Source organism: Klebsiella sp. A52 (genome assembly GCF_018388785.1).
In the GTDB taxonomy this organism is placed as follows: Bacteria; Pseudomonadota; Gammaproteobacteria; order Enterobacterales; family Enterobacteriaceae; genus Klebsiella; species Klebsiella aerogenes.
Map to the genome: position 1 here is coordinate 1,811,058 of NZ_CP074437.1, position 20,748 is coordinate 1,831,805.

Consider the following 20,748-nt stretch of genomic DNA (forward strand, 5'->3'; position numbering starts at 1 on the left):
TAAGGTTTTACTGAGAAGGATAAGGTCATGCGCCATCGTAAGAGTGGTCGTCAACTGAACCGCAACAGCAGCCATCGCCAGGCTATGTTCCGTAACATGGCAGGTTCGCTGGTTCGTCATGAGATCATCAAGACGACCCTGCCGAAAGCGAAAGAACTGCGTCGCGTAGTTGAGCCGCTGATTACTCTTGCCAAGACTGATAGCGTTGCTAATCGTCGTCTGGCATTCGCCCGCACTCGTGATAACGAGATCGTGGCAAAACTGTTTAACGAGCTGGGCCCGCGTTTCGCGAGCCGCGCCGGTGGTTACACTCGCATTCTGAAGTGTGGCTTCCGTGCAGGCGACAACGCGCCGATGGCATACATCGAGCTGGTTGATCGTGCTGAGCTGAAAGCAGAAGCTGCTGCAGAGTAATCTGTAGTAACGTAAAAAAACCCGCCCCGGCGGGTTTTTTTATATCTACCGCCACCCCACTTCATTACACTATCTGTACTCTTTTTGTTCATCCCTGGGAGCCGTATAATGTGGTTACTGGACCAGTGGGCAGAACGCCACATCCTCGACGCACAATCTAAAGGCGAGTTTGATAATCTGACGGGCAGCGGTGAACCGCTGGCGCTGGATGATGATTCACATGTGCCGCCGGAACTACGCGCCGGTTACCGCTTATTAAAAAATGCCGGCTGTTTACCACCTGAACTCGAGTTACGTAGAGATGCCATGGCGTTGAGCGACCTACTCAAGACCGTTGAGCATGACGACCCGCGGTATGCCGAGTTAAACCGTCGCTTGACTCTGTTTGAGCTGAAATTACGTCAGGCAGGGATGAATACCGATTTTCTACGCGGTGATTATGCCGATAGACTGTGGCACAAAATTAACGAGGAGTAGCTATGTATCGTATTGGCGAGCTGGCCAAACTGGCTGATGTCACCCCGGATACCATCCGCTATTATGAAAAGCAGCAAATGATGGATCACGACATCCGCACTGAAGGCGGTTTTCGCCTCTATTCGGATAACGATCTGCAGCGACTGCGTTTTATCCGTTATGCCCGGCAATTAGGCTTCACTCTGGAGTCGATCCGCGAATTATTATCGATCCGTATCGATCCCGAACATCATACTTGCCAGGAGTCTAAAGGGATCGTCCAGGCCCGGCTAAGTGAAGTCGAAGCGCGTATTAAAGAACTGGAAACGATGCGGCGTTCTTTACAGCGGCTGAATGATGCCTGCTGCGGCACGGCGCACAGTAGCGTTTACTGCTCAATTCTTGAAGCTTTAGAGCAAGGCGCCAGCGGTAGCCATGCCGGGCGTTGATTTTTTCCGCGCGCGGATCTACACTCGCGCCGAATTCATACATTAACTGGAGTTACTATGAGTCGCTATCAGCATACCAAAGGGCAAATTAAAGATAATGCGATTGAGGCATTACTGCATGACCCATTATTCAGACAGCGCGTTGAGAAAAATAAGAAAGGGAAAGGAAGCTATCAACGTAAAGAAAAACATGCAGGACGTAATGACCGGGAGGCCAGTGGCAAGCAAGCGAATCGCTTTTTTACCACTGGCCTTCTGCTTTCTGTGTGCTGATTAAGAACGGTTATTTTGTTCTTTTAACAGATCGCGGATTTCACTCAGAAGGACTTCTTCTTTACTCGGCGCCGGAGCGGCAGGCGCTTCTTCTTTCTTACGGTTCAGTTTATTCATCAGTTTGATCGCCATGAAAATCGCGAAGGCGACGATGATGAAATCGAAGACGTTCTGAATAAACACGCCATAATGCATGACAACGGCCGGGACATCCCCCTGCGCATCGCGTAGCGTAACGGCGAACTGTTTAAAGTCGATCCCGCCAATGAGCAAACCCAGCGGAGGCATAATAATATCGGCCACTAAAGACGATACAATTTTACCGAATGCTGCACCAATGATGACACCCACTGCCAAATCGACAACATTCCCGCGCATTGCGAATTCGCGGAATTCTTTTAACATACCCATTTTACTCTCCTTGAGCCAGCTGACATTGATAAGTTTATCAAATGTATTTCCATTTTCCATTGCTGTTGAATAATTGCCGGAAAATATTATCCATTGATAAATAAGGGATAATAAAAAGGCGTCTGAGCGACGCCCATTGTAATTACAGGAAGAACGGGCTCGGCTGGAATAGTCTCTCAACGTCGGAGATAAATTTCTTGTCGGTCAGGAACATAATTACGTGGTCGCCTTGCTCAATACGTAAATTATTATTGGCGATCATTACGTCATTACCGCGCACTACCGCGCCAATAATCGTTCCCGGCGGCAGCTTAATTTCATCAATTGAACGGCCAACTACCCGAGAGGTGCTTTCATCGCCATGCGCGACGGCCTCAATCGCTTCGGCAACGCCGCGGCGTAGCGACGAAACACCGACAATATCAGCTTTACGTACGTGGCTCAGCAGTGCAGAAATAGTGGCTTGCTGCGGGGATATAGCAATATCAATCACGCTTCCCTGAACCAGATCGACATAAGCGCGACGCTGGATCAGCACCATGACCTTCTTCGCGCCCATCCGCTTGGCCAGCATTGCCGACATGATATTGGCTTCGTCATCATTGGTGACGGCAATAAAGAGATCGACTTGATCGATGTGCTCTTCCGCCAGTAACTCTTGATCCGACGCATCGCCATAAAAGACGATCGTATTCTGCAGCTTTTCGGCAAGCTCAGCGGCACGCTGTTGATCGCGCTCGATCAACTTCACGCTGTAGTCTTTCTCCAGGCGGTGCGCGAGACCCGCGCCGATGTTGCCGCCGCCGACCAGCATAATGCGCTTGTAGGGTTTCTCCAGACGTTGGAGTTCGCTCATTACGGCGCGAATATGTTGCGATGCGGCGATAAAGAAGACTTCGTCGCCAGCTTCAACGATGGTTGATCCCTGTGGGCGAATTGGTCGGTCGTGGCGGAAAATTGCTGCAACGCGCGTGTCGATGTGCGGCATATGTTCACGCATCGTTGATAGTGCATTACCGACCAGTGGTCCACCGTAATAAGCCTTCACAACGGCCAGGCTCACTTTCCCTTCAGCGAAGTTCACTACCTGAAGCGCGCCCGGATATTCAATCAGACGGTAGATGTTATCGATGACTAATTGCTCCGGAGCAATCAGATGGTCAATTGGTACCGCTTCTGAATGAAAAAGTTTATCGGCATCGCGAACGTAATCCGGTGAACGAATTCGGGCGATACGATTCGGCGTATTAAACAGTGAATAGGCGACCTGACAGGCCACCATGTTGGTCTCATCTGAGCTGGTCACGGCGACCAGCATATCGGCATCATCGGCGCCAGCTTCACGCAGCACGCGCGGATGAGAACCGTGGCCCTGAACGACGCGGAGATCGAACTTATCCTGCAGACCGCGCAAACGGTCGCCATTGGTATCGACCAGGGTAATATCGTTGTTTTCGCCGACGAGATTTTCCGCCAGCGTGCCGCCTACCTGTCCGGCGCCAAGAATAATAATCTTCATCAGCAGTGACCCATTAATTCCGCTTTTTGATTAGCTTAGCGTAAAAGAAGCCATCGCCTTCTTCCGCCCCTGGCAGATTTTGCTGACCCGGGTTTTCCGGCGTCCCTGTCTCATGGAGTTCGGCATCTCTGGTACGGGCCAGGAAGGCGGCGATCTGTTGGCTATTCTCTTCCGGCAAAATAGAGCATGTCGCATAGACCAGCGTACCGCCCGGTTTCAGATGAGCCCAGGTGGCATCGAGAATTTCTGCCTGTAATTGCGCCAGCTCGGCGATATCGCGATCCCGGCGCAGCCATTTAATATCCGGATGCCGACGGATAACGCCAGTGGCCGAACATGGCGCATCAAGCAAAATACGGTCGAACTGCTCATCGCCGCACCACTGTTCAGGATAGCGGCCATCGCCCTGTTTCACTTCCGCTTTCATACCCAGACGTTTCAGGTTGTCATAGACACGAGACAGACGCTGCTGGTCGATGTCGACCGCCATTAGATTTGCCTGCGGCGCGACTTCCAGAATATGCGTCGTCTTGCCGCCCGGCGCCGCACAGAGATCGAGAATGCGCTCGCCGTTTTCCGGTTGCAAGTAGCGCATGCAGCCCTGAGCTGAGGCGTCCTGAACGGTGACCCAGCCTTCATCAAATCCCGGTAACGCATGGACCGGGGCCGGGGAGGCAAGACGGACGGCATCCGGATAGTCCGGGTGAGCGAAACCCTGTAAACCCGCGTCTTCCAGCAGAGAGAGCCATTCATCTCGCGAATGATGACTGCGATTCACACGCAGCCACATTGGCGGGCGTAAATTATTAGCTGACACAACATCCTGCCATTGTTCCGGCCAGGCCTGCTGCAGACGTTTAAGCAGCCATTTAGGATGGAGATAACGGTTCTCATGCTGGGCGAATTCGGCCAGCAGCTCTTCCTGTTGGCGCTGAAACTGGCGTAATACGCCATTGATAAGCCCTTTAAGCTGCGGACGCTTAATTGCCACCGCGCCTTCCACCGTTTCCGCCAGCGCGGCGTGCGGGGGAATTCGCGTATAAAGTAGCTGATACAGGCCGACCATGATCAGGAAATGTACGGTACGCTGTTTGCCGGTCATCGGACGCGCCATTAGTTTACCAATCAGCCACTCGAGTTGGCTTAAGGTACGCAAGACGCCGAAGCACAGCTCCTGCAGCAGCGCTTTGTCTTTTTCGCTCACTTTTTGCTGAAGCGGCGGCAGAACATTGCTTAAAGACTGGCCTTTCTCTACGACCTGCTCAATAGCCTGGGCTGCCAGGCTGCGTAAATTACTATTCTTTTTCATAAGCGCAAAAATAAAAATGCCCGGCGAACCCGGGCTTTAGAAGAGAAGTGCGTCAGGCAAGGCGGTTTCCGGGGATAAACCATTCCCGGCGAGAGTTCAGTAAATCCTGGGCACTCATCGCTTTTTTCCCTGCCGGCTGCAGTGATTCCAGATTCAGAATACCGTTGCCGGTGGCAACCTGGATCCCTTGCTTGGTTGCTGCAACGATAGTGCCTGGCTCTGCGTTGGCGGATTCTGCAATAACGGATGCACGCCACACCTTCACCGGTTGCTCATCGATTTCCAGCCAGCTCATTGGCCAGGGATTAAATGCGCGGATACAGCGTTCGAGCTGTTCTGCGGAAAGCGACCAATCAATACGGGCCTCTTCCTTACTCAGCTTCTCGGCGTAACTGACTAGCGATTCGTCCTGAACTTCAGGCTCTGCGCTACCATCGGCCAGCTGCGCTAAGGTCGCCAGTAGACCCTCTGGGCCAAGGTCGGCCAGCTTATCGTACAGGCTACCGCTGGTATCTTCCGCGGTAATCGGGCAGGAGAGCTTATACAGCATGTCGCCGGTATCAAGACCGACGTCCATCTGCATGATGGTGACACCGGTTTCGGCATCGCCAGCCCATAGCGAACGCTGAATCGGCGCTGCGCCGCGCCAGCGAGGAAGCAGGGAGCCGTGAACGTTAATGCAGCCCAAACGCGGCATTTCAAGAACCGCTTTCGGCAGGATCAGTCCATAAGCCACGACGACCATAACATCGGCGTTAAGATCGGCAACCAGTTGCTGATTTTCCTGCGGACGTAGGGAGGATGGCTGGAAGACCGGTAGATTGTTGGCTTCAGCCAGCACTTTTACCGGGCTCGGCATCAATTTTTTGCCGCGACCAGCAGGGCGGTCGGGCTGAGTAAATACGCCAACCACCTGATGTTCAGACGACAACAGCGCGTCAAGGTGACGCGCTGCAAAGTCGGGGGTTCCGGCGAAAATGATACGTAGTGTTTGTGACACGTTAATCCTTGTTATCAGGCACGGGCGCGTAAACGATCCAGTTTCTCAACTTTCTGGCGAATGCGCTGCTGTTTGAGCGGCGACAGATAGTCAATGAACAGCTTACCGACCAGGTGATCCATTTCATGCTGGATACAGATAGCCAACAAGCCATCAGCTTCCAGCTCGAAAGCGTTGCCTTCACGGTCCAACGCGCGGATTTTTACGGTTTCGGCACGTGGAACCAGCGCACGTTGTTCCGGAATCGACAGACAACCTTCTTCAATGCCGGTTTCGCCGTCCTTTTCGAGTAGCTCTGGGTTGATGAGCACCAGGCGCTCTTCACGGTTTTCCGAGACATCAATAACGATAATACGCTGATGGATATCCACCTGCGTGGCGGCCAGACCAATACCTTCTTCAGCGTACATCGTGTCGAACATATCATCGACGATACGCTGAATTTCTGCATTCACTTCTTTGACCGGCTCGGCGACTTTGCGAAGGCGCTCGTCCGGAATATGTAACACTTGCAAAACTGCCATAAAGATCCAGAGTCGTATTCAGTAGTTGATAAGATTATTACCTCTATTCTAGACAAAACCCCCTCTAATTGACAGTCTCGCTAACCAATCACAAGGATTGGCTGAGCCGCTAATGGCAGGGGGGAACGGATGACGCCCACGGAGATTTGGCTGCGTCTGATGCGGGTGAATAACCTGTACGGCGATAAAATGGTATTAGTTGCGCGACGGCTGGCTGGCGCAGGTCATGCGGATAATGAAACGTTGCATGAGGCCGGTTTAACTAAAGCGCAGGCAATACAGTTTCTTGCCTTTAAGCAACAGGAGATTGACGCCTCACTGCAATGGTTAGAGCAACCAGAACATCATTTGCTTTCAGCGGATCATGCACGCTACCCGCCGCAGCTACGCGCTATCGACGATTATCCCGGCGCGCTGCTGGTGTGCGGTAATGTTGATCTCTTGTGTAGCCGACAGTTGGCGATCATTGGGAGCCGCGCGCACTCGTGGTACGGCGCGCGGTGGGGAAAGGCATTCAGTGAAGCGCTGGCGCGGTATGGCTTGACCATTACTAGCGGTCTGGCGTTGGGGATTGACGGCATTGCCCATCGCGGGGCGTTGGCGGTAAAGGGAAAAACCATCGCCGTATTAGGCAATGGTTTATCTGATATCTATCCGCACCGGCATCGGGCTTTAGCAAAGCAGATCGAGGAAAGCGGCGGCGCGCTACTTTCCGAATTTCCTCTCTCTGCGCGACCGTTACCGGGGAATTTCCCACGCCGCAACCGGATTATCAGCGGGTTAAGCGCTGGGGTTCTGGTGATAGAGGCCGCCTTGAAAAGCGGTTCCCTGGTAACTGTCCGCTGCGCGCTGGAACAGGGTAGAGATGTATTTGCCCTGCCTGGGCCAATTGGCAATCCAGGCTCTGAAGGGCCGCACTGGCTGATAAAGCAGGGAGCGGTTCCCGTTACCGCGCCGGAAGAGATCCTTGAGTATTGGCAATATGAGCTGTCAGCGCGGGAAGAGACCGCTGATTTGCTAAATAATTACGCAGATCAGCCTCCTGTAGCATTGCCATTTCCAGAGCTCCTGGCTAACGTAGGAGATGAGGTAACACCTGTTGACGTTGTCGCTGAACGTGCCGGCCAATCTGTGCCAGTAACCGTAGCCCAGCTACTTGAACTGGAGTTAGCAGGCTGGATCGCAGCTGTACCCGGCGGCTATGTCCGATTAAGGAGGGCAAGCCATGTTCGACGTACTCATGTATTTGTTTGAGACTTATATCCATAACGAAGCAGAAATGCGCGTGGATCAGGACAAACTGACGCGGGATCTGACCGATGCGGGTTTTGAGCGGGAAGACATCTATAACGCGTTAATGTGGCTCGAGAAACTGGCTGATTATCAGGAAGGTCTCGTTGAACCCATGCAGCTCGCCTCCGACCCGCTCTCTCTTCGGGTATATACCGATGAAGAGTGCCAGCGTCTGGATGCCAGCTGTCGAGGATTTTTACTCTTCCTCGAGCAGATCCAGGTGTTGAACCTCGAAACGCGAGAAATGGTGATAGAGCGCGTACTGGCGCTGGATACGGCAGAGTTTGAACTGGAAGACCTGAAATGGGTGATCCTGATGGTTCTGTTTAATATTCCGGGCTGTGAAAACGCCTATCAGCAAATGGAAGAATTACTCTTCGAAGTAAATGAAGGTATGCTGCATTAATCTTATTGCAGCAACATCGAGTTGTTATGACCAAATCAGCACTGTTTTCGGTGCGTAAAAACGAGCCCTGCCCGCAGTGCGGGGCCGAACTGGTGATTCGTTCCGGGAAACATGGCCCGTTTCTCGGCTGTTCTCACTATCCGGACTGTGACTATGTCCGTCCCCTGAAAAGTCAGGCGGATGGACATATCGTCAAGGTACTGGAGGGGCAAGAGTGCCCATCTTGCGGCGCTGTTATGGTGTTACGCCAGGGGCGCTTTGGTATGTTCATCGGCTGCAGTCGTTATCCCGAATGCGAACATACCGAGCTGATTGATAAACCTGATGAGACCGCTATCGCGTGTCCGCAATGCGGACAGGGTCATCTGGTGCAGCGTCGCTCCCGTTTCGGTAAAACCTTTCACTCCTGCGATCGCTACCCTGATTGCCAGTTCGTTATTAATTTTAAACCGGTGGCGGGCGAATGCCCTGAATGCCATTACCCGCTATTAATAGAAAAGAAAACCGCGCAGGGCGTTAAACGCTTTTGCGCCAGTAAACAATGTGGAAAGCCGATCCCGGCGGAACAAATAAGTGAATAAAAACCTGCCCTCAGAAACCGTCGCACAGGCTGTGGCGGTACTGAATAATGAACATGTTATCGCCTATCCAACCGAAGCGGTATTTGGCGTTGGTTGCGATCCGGATAGCGAAACGGCCGTGATGCGTCTTCTGGCGTTAAAACAGCGCCCTGTTGAAAAGGGACTGATTCTTATCGCCGCTAGCTTTGAACAGTTGAAACCGTATATTGATGATTCCCGGTTAAGCGACGCCCAGCGTGAAGCTATCTTTTCCTGTTGGCCCGGCCCGGTGACGTTCGTGTTCCCGGCGCGTCCGGATACCCCACGCTGGCTGACGGGGCGCTTTGATTCGCTGGCCGTGCGCGTTACCGATCATCCACTGGTAATTGAATTATGTGAAGCCTACGGAAAGCCGCTGGTCTCAACGAGCGCCAACTTAACCGGTCAGCCGCCGTGCCGGACTACTGCTGAAGTACGTGCCCAGTTTGGCGATAGTTTCCCGGTGGTGGATGGCGCAACGGGCGGGCGGCAAAACCCATCTGAAATCCGTGATGCCCTGACGGGTGAACAGTTCCGCCAGGGGTAATTTATGGAAACTTATGCCGTTTTTGGTAACCCTATAGCGCATAGCAAGTCGCCTTCCATTCATCAGTTGTTTGCCGAACAGTTACATATTGCGCACCCCTACGGTCGGGTACTGGCGCCATTAGATGATTTTGTGAATACCCTGGACGCTTTTTTCAACACGGGCGGTAAGGGCGCTAACGTGACCGTTCCCTTTAAAGAGGAAGCTTTTGCCCGTGCCGATGAACTCACTGAACGCGCCGCGCTGGCTGGTGCAGTCAATACGTTGAAGCGCCTGGAAGATGGCCGTCTGCTTGGCGACAATACGGATGGCATAGGGTTATTAAGCGATTTAGAGCGCCTGGGGTTTATCAAACCTGGTATGAGGATTTTATTGATTGGCGCAGGCGGCGCATCGCGTGGTGTATTGTTACCGCTGCTCTCTTTAGATTGCGCGGTCACTATTGTTAACCGTACTTTTTCCCGCGCTCATGAGCTGGCAACGCTTTTTGCTCATACCGGCAGCGTTAGCGCGTTACCGCTGGATAAACTGGAAGGCCACCAGTTTGACCTCATTATTAACGCGACGTCCAGCGGTATAAGTGGCGATATCCCGGCAATACCTTCCTCGTTAATTCATGCCGACGTTTACTGCTATGACATGTTTTATCAGAAAGGAAATACGCCATTTCTGCATTGGTGCCAGCAGTATGGCGCTAAAAAACTGGCGGATGGATTAGGTATGCTGGTGGCTCAGGCCGCACATGCCGTTCTGCTGTGGCACGGTACGCTACCGGAAATTGCTCCGGTAATTGCCGTTTTACATCAGGAACTGAATGCGTGAACCAGGCGATCCAATTTCCCGATAGAGAAGAGTGGGACGCTGAACGTCAATGCATCCTATTCCCGGCGCTGGTCAATGGTATGCAGTTAACCTGCGCTATTCGGGGTAAGACACTGCAGCAACGATTCGGTGGCGATGAGCCAGCGCAGTGGCTGGCTCTATTTAGTGAACATCGCTGGGATCTGGAAGATGAAGCGGAAGCGCTAATTCGCGATCGGCAAGAAGACCCTCAGGGTTGGGTCTGGTTTTCCTGATCCAGGTAGTCGTCTTTCCACTTCACATAGTTGTTGGCTGAATACTTCAGCCCTGCATATTCCGCCTCCGTCAGGGGGCGGATTTGTTTTACCGGATTGCCAAAGTAGAGGTATCCGCTTTCCAGACGCTTGTTTTGCGGAACCAGGCTGCCGGCGCCGATCATCACGTCATCCTCTACTACCACGCCATCCAGCAGAATTGACCCCATTCCGACAAGAATGCGATTGCCGATAGTGCAACCGTGCAGCATGACCTTATGCCCGACGGTAACATCCTCACCGATGAGCAGCGGATTACCTTCAGGGTTATAAGAAGACTTGTGGGTGACATGCAGGACGCTGCCGTCCTGAATATTAGAACGTGCGCCGATTGACACATAGTTCACGTCGCCGCGGATGGCGACCAGTGGCCAAATGCTTACATCATCGGCAATTCTGACGTCGCCTATCACAACGCTGCTGGGATCCACCATCACCCGCAGACCGATTTGGGGAAATAATTCTTTATAAGGAAGTATATTACTGGACATGACTGCCTCAACATCAGGGTAGATAAGCAGACTTTGGTAGCTTTCAGGCGCTCCCGCAACCCCTTTTTCTGATAAAAATTGAGCTATTTGAGCAATAACAGCGCGAAAAGCGCGAAAAACCATCATTCAGAAAAAAAGATCGAAAAAAGGCTTGTGCAAAAAAATGGGATCCCTATAATGCGCACCCACTGACACGGCAGATGTGAATCACTTCACACAAACAGCCGGTTCGGTTGAAGAGAAAAATTCTGAAATTCAGGGTTGACTCTGAAAGAGGAAAGCGTAATATACGCCACCTCGCGACAGAGCGCTAAAGCGCGTCGCAACTGCTCTTTAACAATTTATCAGACAATCTGTGTGGGCACTCAAAGTGACATGGATTCTTAACGTCCTCGGACGAAAAATGAATACCAAGTCTCTGAGTGAACATACGTAATTCATTACGAAGTTTAATTCACGAGCATCAAACTTAAATTGAAGAGTTTGATCATGGCTCAGATTGAACGCTGGCGGCAGGCCTAACACATGCAAGTCGAGCGGTAGCACAGAGAGCTTGCTCTCGGGTGACGAGCGGCGGACGGGTGAGTAATGTCTGGGAAACTGCCTGATGGAGGGGGATAACTACTGGAAACGGTAGCTAATACCGCATAACGTCGCAAGACCAAAGTGGGGGACCTTCGGGCCTCATGCCATCAGATGTGCCCAGATGGGATTAGCTAGTAGGTGGGGTAATGGCTCACCTAGGCGACGATCCCTAGCTGGTCTGAGAGGATGACCAGCCACACTGGAACTGAGACACGGTCCAGACTCCTACGGGAGGCAGCAGTGGGGAATATTGCACAATGGGCGCAAGCCTGATGCAGCCATGCCGCGTGTATGAAGAAGGCCTTCGGGTTGTAAAGTACTTTCAGCGAGGAGGAAGGCATTAAGGTTAATAACCTTGGTGATTGACGTTACTCGCAGAAGAAGCACCGGCTAACTCCGTGCCAGCAGCCGCGGTAATACGGAGGGTGCAAGCGTTAATCGGAATTACTGGGCGTAAAGCGCACGCAGGCGGTCTGTCAAGTCGGATGTGAAATCCCCGGGCTCAACCTGGGAACTGCATTCGAAACTGGCAGGCTAGAGTCTTGTAGAGGGGGGTAGAATTCCAGGTGTAGCGGTGAAATGCGTAGAGATCTGGAGGAATACCGGTGGCGAAGGCGGCCCCCTGGACAAAGACTGACGCTCAGGTGCGAAAGCGTGGGGAGCAAACAGGATTAGATACCCTGGTAGTCCACGCCGTAAACGATGTCGACTTGGAGGTTGTGCCCTTGAGGCGTGGCTTCCGGAGCTAACGCGTTAAGTCGACCGCCTGGGGAGTACGGCCGCAAGGTTAAAACTCAAATGAATTGACGGGGGCCCGCACAAGCGGTGGAGCATGTGGTTTAATTCGATGCAACGCGAAGAACCTTACCTACTCTTGACATCCAGAGAACTTAGCAGAGATGCTTTGGTGCCTTCGGGAACTCTGAGACAGGTGCTGCATGGCTGTCGTCAGCTCGTGTTGTGAAATGTTGGGTTAAGTCCCGCAACGAGCGCAACCCTTATCCTTTGTTGCCAGCGGTCCGGCCGGGAACTCAAAGGAGACTGCCAGTGATAAACTGGAGGAAGGTGGGGATGACGTCAAGTCATCATGGCCCTTACGAGTAGGGCTACACACGTGCTACAATGGCATATACAAAGAGAAGCGACCTCGCGAGAGCAAGCGGACCTCATAAAGTATGTCGTAGTCCGGATTGGAGTCTGCAACTCGACTCCATGAAGTCGGAATCGCTAGTAATCGTAGATCAGAATGCTACGGTGAATACGTTCCCGGGCCTTGTACACACCGCCCGTCACACCATGGGAGTGGGTTGCAAAAGAAGTAGGTAGCTTAACCTTCGGGAGGGCGCTTACCACTTTGTGATTCATGACTGGGGTGAAGTCGTAACAAGGTAACCGTAGGGGAACCTGCGGTTGGATCACCTCCTTACCTTAAAGAACCTGCCTTTGCAGTGCTCACACAGATTGTCTGATGAAAGTAAAGAAGCAAGGCGTCTTGCGATTGAGACTTCAGTGTCCCCTTCGTCTAGAGGCCCAGGACACCGCCCTTTCACGGCGGTAACAGGGGTTCGAATCCCCTAGGGGACGCCACTTGCTGGTTCGTGAGTGAAAGACGCGCGCCGACATATCTCAAAACTCATCTTCGGGTGACGTTTGAGATATTTGCTCTTTAAAAATCTGGATCAAGCTGAAAATTGAAACGACACACAGTCAATGTGTGTTCGAGTCTCTCAAATTTTCGCGACACGAAAATGTTTTACGAAACATCTTCGGGTTGTGAGGTTAAGCGACTAAGCGTACACGGTGGATGCCCTGGCAGTCAGAGGCGATGAAGGACGTGCTAATCTGCGAAAAGCGTCGGTAAGGTGATATGAACCGTTATAGCCGGCGATGTCCGAATGGGGAAACCCAGTGTGATTCGTCACACTATCGTTAACTGAATACATAGGTTAACGAGGCGAACCGGGGGAACTGAAACATCTAAGTACCCCGAGGAAAAGAAATCAACCGAGATTCCCCCAGTAGCGGCGAGCGAACGGGGAGCAGCCCAGAGTCTGAATCAGCTTGTGTGTTAGTGGAACGGTCTGGAAAGTCCGACGGTACAGGGTGATAGTCCCGTACACCAAAATGCACAGGCTGTGAACTCGAAGAGTAGGGCGGGACACGTGGTATCCTGTCTGAATATGGGGGGACCATCCTCCAAGGCTAAATACTCCTGACTGACCGATAGTGAACCAGTACCGTGAGGGAAAGGCGAAAAGAACCCCGGCGAGGGGAGTGAAAAAGAACCTGAAACCGTGTACGTACAAGCAGTGGGAGCACCTTCGGGTGTGACTGCGTACCTTTTGTATAATGGGTCAGCGACTTATATTCTGTAGCAAGGTTAACCGTATAGGGGAGCCGCAGGGAAACCGAGTCTTAACTGGGCGTTAAGTTGCAGGGTATAGACCCGAAACCCGGTGATCTAGCCATGGGCAGGTTGAAGGTTGGGTAACACTAACTGGAGGACCGAACCGACTAATGTTGAAAAATTAGCGGATGACTTGTGGCTGGGGGTGAAAGGCCAATCAAACCGGGAGATAGCTGGTTCTCCCCGAAAGCTATTTAGGTAGCGCCTCGTGAACTCATCTTCGGGGGTAGAGCACTGTTTCGGCTAGGGGGTCATCCCGACTTACCAACCCGATGCAAACTACGAATACCGAAGAATGTTATCACGGGAGACACACGGCGGGTGCTAACGTCCGTCGTGAAGAGGGAAACAACCCAGACCGCCAGCTAAGGTCCCAAAGTCACAGTTAAGTGGGAAACGATGTGGGAAGGCACAGACAGCCAGGATGTTGGCTTAGAAGCAGCCATCATTTAAAGAAAGCGTAATAGCTCACTGGTCGAGTCGGCCTGCGCGGAAGATGTAACGGGGCTAAACTGTGCACCGAAGCTGCGGCAGCGACACTATGTGTTGTTGGGTAGGGGAGCGTTCTGTAAGCCTGCGAAGGTGGCCTGTGAGGGTTGCTGGAGGTATCAGAAGTGCGAATGCTGACATAAGTAACGATAATGCGGGTGAAAAGCCCGCACGCCGGAAGACCAAGGGTTCCTGTCCAACGTTAATCGGGGCAGGGTGAGTCGACCCCTAAGGCGAGGCCGAAAGGCGTAGTCGATGGGAAACAGGTTAATATTCCTGTACTTGGTGTTACTGCGAAGGGGGGACGGAGAAGGCTATGTTAGCCGGGCGACGGTTGTCCCGGTTTAAGCATGTAGGCGGAGGTTCCAGGTAAATCCGGTACCTTATTAACGCTGAGGTGTGATGACGAGGCACTACGGTGCTGAAGTAACAAATGCCCTGCTTCCAGGAAAAGCCTCTAAGCATCAGGTAACATCAAATCGTACCCCAAACCGACACAGGTGGTCAGGTAGAGAATACCAAGGCGCTTGAGAGAACTCGGGTGAAGGAACTAGGCAAAATGGTGCCGTAACTTCGGGAGAAGGCACGCTGATATGTAGGTGAAGCCCCTGCGGGTGGAGCTGAAATCAGTCGAAGATACCAGCTGGCTGCAACTGTTTATTAAAAACACAGCACTGTGCAAACACGAAAGTGGACGTATACGGTGTGACGCCTGCCCGGTGCCGGAAGGTTAATTGATGGGGTTATCCGTAAGGAGAAGCTCTTGATCGAAGCCCCGGTAAACGGCGGCCGTAACTATAACGGTCCTAAGGTAGCGAAATTCCTTGTCGGGTAAGTTCCGACCTGCACGAATGGCGTAATGATGGCCAGGCTGTCTCCACCCGAGACTCAGTGAAATTGAACTCGCTGTGAAGATGCAGTGTACCCGCGGCAAGACGGAAAGACCCCGTGAACCTTTACTATAGCTTGACACTGAACATTGAGCCTTGATGTGTAGGATAGGTGGGAGGCTTTGAAGCGTGGACGCCAGTCTGCGTGGAGCCAACCTTGAAATACCACCCTTTAATGTTTGATGTTCTAACGTTGGCCCCTGACCGGGGTTGCGGACAGTGTCTGGTGGGTAGTTTGACTGGGGCGGTCTCCTCCCAAAGAGTAACGGAGGAGCACGAAGGTTAGCTAATCCTGGTCGGACATCAGGAGGTTAGTGCAATGGCATAAGCTAGCTTGACTGCGAGCGTGACGGCGCGAGCAGGTGCGAAAGCAGGTCATAGTGATCCGGTGGTTCTGAATGGAAGGGCCATCGCTCAACGGATAAAAGGTACTCCGGGGATAACAGGCTGATACCGCCCAAGAGTTCATATCGACGGCGGTGTTTGGCACCTCGATGTCGGCTCATCACATCCTGGGGCTGAAGTAGGTCCCAAGGGTATGGCTGTTCGCCATTTAAAGTGGTACGCGAGCTGGGTTTAGAACGTCGTGAGACAGTTCGGTCCCTATCTGCCGTGGGCGCTGGAGAATTGAGGGGGGCTGCTCCTAGTACGAGAGGACCGGAGTGGACGCATCACTGGTGTTCGGGTTGTCATGCCAATGGCATTGCCCGGTAGCTAAATGCGGAAGAGATAAGTGCTGAAAGCATCTAAGCACGAAACTTGCCCCGAGATGAGTTCTCCCTGAGACTTTAAGTCTCCTGAAGGAACGTTAAAGACGATGACGTTGATAGGTCGGGTGTGTAAGCGTAGCGATACGTTGAGCTAACCGATACTAATGAACCGTGAGGCTTAACCTTACAACGCCGAAGCTGTTTTGGCGGATTTGAGATGATTTTCAGCGTGATACAGATTAATCAGTGCGTCGATAAGACGGGCTGATAAAACAGAATTTGCCTGGCGGCGATAGCGCGGTGGTCCCACCTGACCCCATGCCGAACTCAGAAGTGAAACGCCGTAGCGCCGATGGTAGTGTGGGGTCTCCCCATGTGAGAGTAGGGAACTGCCAGGCATCAAATTTAGCGTGCTGATATGGCTCAGTTGGTAGAGCGCACCCTTGGTAAGGGTGAGGTCCCCAGTTCGACTCTGGGTATCAGCACCACTTTTTAGGTTAAAGTTCGGCACTTGTAAAGAATTTGCCTGGCGACGAGAGCGCGGTGGTCCCACCTGACCCCATGCCGAACTCAGAAGTGAAACGCCGTAGCGCCGATGGTAGTGTGGGGTCTCCCCATGTGAGAGTAGGGAATTGCCAGGCATCAAATAAAACCAAAGGCTCAGTCGAAAGACTGGGCCTTTTGTTTTATCTGTTGTTTGTCGGTGAGCGCTCTACGGAGTAGGGACAAATCCGCCGGGAGCGGATTTGAACGTTGCGCAGCAACGGCCCGGAGGGTGGCGGGAAGGACGCCCGCCATAAACTGCCAGGCATCAAATAAAACGAAAGGCTCAGTCGAAAGACTGGGCCTTTTGTTTTTATGTTTTGCGGCCAGACGCGGCACCAGTTCCCCGGTGGCGCTACGCTTACCGGGGCTACGCAACCCGTAGCCCGGAAAAGGCGCATCGCGCCGCCTCCGGGGAAAGCCGCTGCCATAGCAACGTAAACGAAAGGCTCAGTCGGAAGACGGGCTTTCTGCTTTTGTCTTTTGCGGCCAGACACGCCGCCATCTCCCCCGGTGTCGCTGCGCTTACCGGGGCTACGCAACCCGTAGCCCGGAAAAGGTGCGCAGCACCGCCTCCGGGGAAAGCCGCTGCCATATCAACGTAAACAAAAGGCCCAGTCATACGACTGGGCCTTTTGTCTTTCTGGCGACTGAGCCAAAGGGAACGCCTCCAGGCTGAGCATTCATGGAGAGGAATTGCTAACGAGTCAGCGCCACGATACCTAACGTGAGACCGGCAACCGCTGCGGCCCCACCGGCGATCGCGCCAGCCGTTTCCCAGTTATCCTGTGTTGTGCCTTTTACACAGGTATTGGTATGCACCAGTCGGCCCTGCGAGTCATAGACAGGCACGCACGGGGAATCATGAGCACAGCCAGCAAGCAACGTTGCTAACAATGTCACTAATATTAATTTTTTCATGGTATTACCTCTAAATAACCGTTTGCTGTCAACGTTGTTAACACATAACGGAATAGCTTATTTTACCACCGCAATGACCCGGGCCTGGAAGGGGAAATAATCTCAAATTATGAGCAGTGTAAATATCGTGAAGAGAAATGAGAAATAATGAAGAGAATATGCAGGAAGGGATATACCAATGCGTTAGTTGGGGATGAAAAATTAATATTTCTACTAACTTGTTGTTCTGATAAATATAAAAAAAGGCGCCGCGTGGCGCCTTGATAATTATAGTCGATTATTCTGCGTGACGGGTAAAGCGACGCCTTACGACCACAAAGAACACCGGCACGAAGAAGATGGCCAATAGCGTTGCAGTAAGCATACCGCCCATCACACCGGTACCGACAGCGTTTTGTGCGCCGCTACCAGCGCCATGGCTAATCACTAACGGCATGACCCCAAGAATAAAGGCTAATGAAGTCATTAATATAGGGCGTAGACGCATACGGGATGCCTCCAGGGTTGCCTCAATAATGCCTTTCCCTTCTTTATCCATAAGATCTTTGGCGAACTCAACAATAAGAATGGCGTTCTTCGCAGATAAACCAATAGTCGTTAGCAGGCCAACCTGGAAATAAACGTCATTATTCAACCCTCTAAGCGAAGCTGCTAATAATGCGCCGATAACCCCTAATGGCACAACCAGCATAACTGAGAATGGAATAGACCAGCTTTCATAGAGTGCTGCCAGACAGAGGAAGACGACTATCAGCGAAATAGCATATAGCGCTGGCGCCTGGTTACCTGATAAACGTTCCTGATAAGACAAGCCGGTCCAGTCATAACCGATACCCGCAGGCAGTTTACTGGCCAGTTGCTCCATCAAGGCCATGGCTTCCCCGGTACTCTTACCCGGAGCTGCTTCGCCGAGGATCTCCATCGAAGGCAGGCCGTTGTAACGTTCGAGGCGCGGAGAACCATATACCCAACGTGAAGTAACAAATGCCGAGAACGGCACCATTTCACCGTTAGAGCTGCGGACATACATGTTATTGATATCACCAGGCAGCATACGGAAACTGGCATCGGCCTGAACGTAGACTTTCTTCACGCGGCCGCGGTCAATAAAGTCGTTCACATAATAGCCGCCCAGCGCAGCTGATATCGTTTCGTTAATGTCGGATAACGAGACGCCAAGCGCCTGCGCTTTCTCTTGATCGACGTCAAGTTTAAACTGCGGCGTATCCTCCAGACCGTTAGGGCGTACGCGCACAAGTTGATCCGGATGCTGTCTTACCATACCTAAAAGCTGGTTTCGAGCCTGGGTCAACTGTGAATGCCCTAAGCCCCCCTGGTCAATCAGCTCGAAGTCGAAACCGGTCGCGGTACCTAACTCGATGATGGCCGGCATGTTGAACGGGAAGACCATTGCATCTTTAATCTGGCTAAATGCGGCGGTGGCACGCTTGATAATGGCTTCAACGCCGTTTTCCGAACCGCTGCGCTTTTCCCATGGTTTCAGACTGACAAACGCCATACCGGAGTTTTGTCCTTGTCCGCTGAAGCTAAAGCCGTTAACGGTGAACACGCTCTCAACATTAGCTTTCTCTTTCTGTAGATAGTAGTCGCTGACGGAGTCGAGCACCTTTTGCGTACGCTCTTGTGTAGCGCCAGCAGGTAACTGAACCATGGTCAGGAACACACCCTGGTCTTCATCAGGCAGGAAGGATGTAGGCAAGCGGACAAACAGCATTGCCATGCCGATAACGATCAGCAGATAGATAACGAGGTAGCGCCCGGTGCCTCGCAGGATCCCGCTTACGCTGTTGGTGTAGTGGTTAACGCTTTGGTCAAACCTGGCGTTAAACCAGCCGAAGAACCCCTTTTTGCCATGATGGTCGGCGGATGACGGTTTTAACATGGTTGCGCACAGCGCCGGAGTCAACACCAACGCGACCAGCACAGACAGCGCCATTGCGGAAACGATAGTAATTGAGAACTGGCGGTAAATTGCCCCGGTCGAGCCGCCAAAGAAGGCCATCGGGACGAATACCGCCGAGAGCACCATGGCGATACCAACCAGCGCCCCCTGAATCTGCTCCATTGATTTCTCTGTGGCTTCAACGGGGGAAAGCTTGTCCTCGACCATCACGCGCTCGACGTTCTCTACCACCACGATGGCATCATCGACCAGTAGCCCAATCGCCAGCACCATGCCGAACATGGTTAGCGTATTGATGGAGTAGCCGAACATCGCCAGTACCGCAAAGGTACCCAACAAAACCACCGGCACGGCAATCGTCGGGATAAGCGTCGCACGGATGTTCTGCAGGAACAGATACATCACGAGGAAGACGAGGATAATGGCTTCAAACAGCGTTTTCACCACTTCGTGAATGGAGATTTTAACGAACGGCGTGGTGTCGTAGGGATAAACAACTTTCATCCCTTGCGGGAAGAAGGGCTGCAGCTCGGCAAGTTTCGCCTTAATCGCCGTAGCGGTATCCAGCGCATTGGCGCCAGTCGCCAGTTTAATCCCCAATCCAGAGGCGGGTTTACCGTTAATGCGGGCGACAACGTTATAGTTCTCGCCGCCTAATTCAATGCGCGCCACATCCTTCAGGCGAACGACGGAACCATCGGCGTTAACCCGCAGCGTGACTTTACCGAATTCCTCCGGATCTTTCAGGCGAGTTTGAGCAATAATCGAGGCGTTAAGTTGCTGACCTTTAACAGATGGTGTTCCGCCAAGTTGCCCGGCGGCAATCTGATCGTTTTGCACCTTCAGTTGGTTGATAACATCGACCGGCGTGAGGTTATATTTATTCAGCAGGTTGCCGTCAAGCCAGATACGCATGGCATATTGCGCGCCGAACAATTGCACATCGCCAACGCCGTTAAGGCGGCTAATAGGGTCTTTGATGTTAGAGGCAACGTAGTCGGAAATATCATCCTGGGTAGTGTTTGGATTATCAGAGATAAAACCGGCAACCAGCAGGAAGCTGCTGCTGGATTTCTCAACGCTAATACCTTGCTGCTGTACTTCCTGTGGCAGCAGCGGCGTCGCCAGCTGCAGTTTGTTCTGTACCTGAACCTGCGCGATATCCGGGTCGGTGCCGGATTCGAAAGTGAGAGTGATGGTCACGCTACCGGATGAATCACTGGTAGAGGACATGTACATCAGATTATCGATACCATTCATGTTCTGTTCGATAACCTGGGTGACGGTGTCCTGCACGGTTTGCGCATCCGCGCCAGGATAGGTAGCAGAAATCGCCACCGCAGGCGGCGCGATCGTAGGATATTGCGCAATAGGGAGCTGCATGATGGCCAGGCCACCGGCAATCATCATGATGATTGCCAGCACCCATGCAAACACCGGTCGATGGATGAAGAACTTAGACATAGCGATTCA

The 20,748-nt window shown here is 52.4% G+C and carries 18 protein-coding genes, 2 tRNA genes and 4 rRNA genes; 16 read left to right on the forward strand and 8 right to left on the reverse strand.

The features are described from left to right. Positions 1–27 precede the first annotated feature (27 nt). The 4 genes from rplQ to KGA69_RS08520 all read left to right on the forward strand — a co-directional run bounded on the left by rplQ (position 28) and on the right by KGA69_RS08520 (position 1,592). Positions 28–414, forward strand: coding sequence for a 50S ribosomal protein L17 (gene rplQ / locus KGA69_RS08505; RefSeq protein ID WP_004868344.1), 387 nt, complete (start codon positions 28–30; stop codon positions 412–414). A gap of 108 nt (positions 415–522) precedes the next feature. Continuing rightward, positions 523–891 carry a DnaJ family domain-containing protein gene (locus KGA69_RS08510; protein WP_015369431.1) on the forward strand — a complete coding sequence of 123 codons (369 nt, stop codon included), beginning with the start codon at positions 523–525 and terminating at the stop codon, positions 889–891. 2 nt (positions 892–893) lie between these two features. Then, positions 894–1,319 (forward strand): Zn(2+)-responsive transcriptional regulator, encoded by a 426-nt coding sequence (zntR, locus tag KGA69_RS08515; RefSeq protein ID WP_015369432.1) that lies wholly within the window; start codon positions 894–896, stop codon positions 1,317–1,319. 57 nt (positions 1,320–1,376) lie between these two features. After that, on the forward strand, positions 1,377–1,592 hold the full coding sequence (locus KGA69_RS08520; protein ID WP_045397936.1) for an alternative ribosome-rescue factor A: 216 nt from the start codon (positions 1,377–1,379) through the stop codon (positions 1,590–1,592). Here KGA69_RS08520 and mscL read toward each other — a convergent pair whose 3' ends face one another. The 5 genes from mscL to def form a co-directional block, all read right to left on the reverse strand. Beyond that, a complete protein-coding gene (gene mscL / locus KGA69_RS08525) occupies positions 1,593–2,003 on the reverse strand; it encodes a large-conductance mechanosensitive channel protein MscL (protein ID WP_015369434.1) in 411 nt (136 codons plus the stop codon). 142 nt (positions 2,004–2,145) lie between these two features. Further along, a complete protein-coding gene (gene trkA, locus KGA69_RS08530) occupies positions 2,146–3,522 on the reverse strand; it encodes a Trk system potassium transporter TrkA (protein WP_015369435.1) in 1,377 nt (458 codons plus the stop codon). 13 nt (positions 3,523–3,535) lie between these two features. Continuing rightward, positions 3,536–4,831 (reverse strand): 16S rRNA (cytosine(967)-C(5))-methyltransferase RsmB, encoded by a 1,296-nt coding sequence (gene rsmB, locus KGA69_RS08535; protein WP_213293001.1) that lies wholly within the window; start codon positions 4,829–4,831, stop codon positions 3,536–3,538. A 52-nt stretch (positions 4,832–4,883) separates the two neighbouring features. After that, positions 4,884–5,831 (reverse strand): methionyl-tRNA formyltransferase, encoded by a 948-nt coding sequence (gene fmt / locus KGA69_RS08540; protein ID WP_045397942.1) that lies wholly within the window; start codon positions 5,829–5,831, stop codon positions 4,884–4,886. 14 nt (positions 5,832–5,845) lie between these two features. Beyond that, positions 5,846–6,355, reverse strand: coding sequence for a peptide deformylase (gene def, locus KGA69_RS08545; protein WP_045397945.1), 510 nt, complete (start codon positions 6,353–6,355; stop codon positions 5,846–5,848). Positions 6,356–6,484: 129 nt separating this feature from the next. On the opposite strand from def, the gene dprA reads away from it, so the two are divergent. The 6 genes from dprA to KGA69_RS08575 are packed head-to-tail and all read left to right on the forward strand — an operon-like array spanning position 6,485 to position 10,276. Beyond that, complete coding sequence (gene dprA, locus KGA69_RS08550) at positions 6,485–7,609, forward strand: DNA-protecting protein DprA (RefSeq protein ID WP_045397948.1); 1,125 nt, start codon at positions 6,485–6,487, stop codon at positions 7,607–7,609. After that, positions 7,581–8,054, forward strand: coding sequence for a DUF494 family protein Smg (gene smg / locus KGA69_RS08555; protein WP_015369440.1), 474 nt, complete (start codon positions 7,581–7,583; stop codon positions 8,052–8,054). Before dprA ends, smg begins: the two co-directional genes overlap by 29 nt. Positions 8,055–8,080: 26 nt before the next feature. Continuing rightward, positions 8,081–8,635: a DNA topoisomerase family protein gene (locus tag KGA69_RS08560; RefSeq protein ID WP_015369441.1), complete on the forward strand. Its 555-nt coding sequence runs from the start codon at positions 8,081–8,083 to the stop codon at positions 8,633–8,635. Beyond that, positions 8,628–9,200, forward strand: a complete 573-nt coding sequence (gene tsaC, locus KGA69_RS08565) for an L-threonylcarbamoyladenylate synthase type 1 TsaC (RefSeq protein WP_015703634.1) — start codon at positions 8,628–8,630, stop codon at positions 9,198–9,200. Before KGA69_RS08560 ends, tsaC begins: the two co-directional genes overlap by 8 nt. A gap of 3 nt (positions 9,201–9,203) precedes the next feature. Continuing rightward, positions 9,204–10,022: a shikimate dehydrogenase gene (gene aroE, locus KGA69_RS08570; RefSeq protein WP_047047081.1), complete on the forward strand. Its 819-nt coding sequence runs from the start codon at positions 9,204–9,206 to the stop codon at positions 10,020–10,022. Next, positions 10,019–10,276, forward strand: coding sequence for a DUF1488 family protein (locus tag KGA69_RS08575; protein ID WP_045397955.1), 258 nt, complete (start codon positions 10,019–10,021; stop codon positions 10,274–10,276). The genes aroE and KGA69_RS08575 overlap by 4 nt, the downstream gene beginning before the upstream one ends. On the opposite strand, the gene KGA69_RS08580 is transcribed toward KGA69_RS08575, so the two are convergent. Then, positions 10,252–10,806 carry a gamma carbonic anhydrase family protein gene (locus KGA69_RS08580; protein ID WP_213293002.1) on the reverse strand — a complete coding sequence of 185 codons (555 nt, stop codon included), beginning with the start codon at positions 10,804–10,806 and terminating at the stop codon, positions 10,252–10,254. The two genes, KGA69_RS08575 and KGA69_RS08580, sit on opposite strands and share 25 nt — an antisense overlap. A 471-nt stretch (positions 10,807–11,277) precedes the next feature. Between KGA69_RS08580 and KGA69_RS08585 the strand changes: the two genes are divergently transcribed. The 6 genes from KGA69_RS08585 (at position 11,278) to rrf (KGA69_RS08610) (ending at position 16,528) form a co-directional block, all read left to right on the forward strand. After that, positions 11,278–12,817, forward strand: a 16S ribosomal RNA gene (locus KGA69_RS08585). A gap of 85 nt (positions 12,818–12,902) precedes the next feature. Continuing rightward, positions 12,903–12,978: transfer RNA gene (locus KGA69_RS08590), tRNA-Glu, on the forward strand. Between the two features lie 190 nt (positions 12,979–13,168). Continuing rightward, positions 13,169–16,073: ribosomal RNA gene (locus KGA69_RS08595) — 23S ribosomal RNA — on the forward strand. A 96-nt stretch (positions 16,074–16,169) separates the two neighbouring features. Continuing rightward, positions 16,170–16,285: ribosomal RNA gene (gene rrf / locus KGA69_RS08600) — 5S ribosomal RNA — on the forward strand. A gap of 14 nt (positions 16,286–16,299) precedes the next feature. Beyond that, positions 16,300–16,375, forward strand: a tRNA-Thr gene (locus KGA69_RS08605). A 37-nt stretch (positions 16,376–16,412) separates the two neighbouring features. Next, a 5S ribosomal RNA gene (gene rrf, locus KGA69_RS08610) occupies positions 16,413–16,528 on the forward strand. Together the 16S, 23S and 5S rRNA genes with 2 tRNA genes alongside form the textbook arrangement of a ribosomal RNA operon. A 601-nt stretch (positions 16,529–17,129) precedes the next feature. Here the strand turns inward: rrf (KGA69_RS08610) and KGA69_RS08615 are convergent. Next, positions 17,130–17,351 (reverse strand): hypothetical protein, encoded by a 222-nt coding sequence (locus tag KGA69_RS08615; protein ID WP_015369447.1) that lies wholly within the window; start codon positions 17,349–17,351, stop codon positions 17,130–17,132. A 277-nt stretch (positions 17,352–17,628) separates the two neighbouring features. Beyond that, complete coding sequence (locus KGA69_RS08620) at positions 17,629–20,739, reverse strand: efflux RND transporter permease subunit (RefSeq protein WP_213293003.1); 3,111 nt, start codon at positions 20,737–20,739, stop codon at positions 17,629–17,631. Positions 20,740–20,748 lie beyond the last annotated feature (9 nt).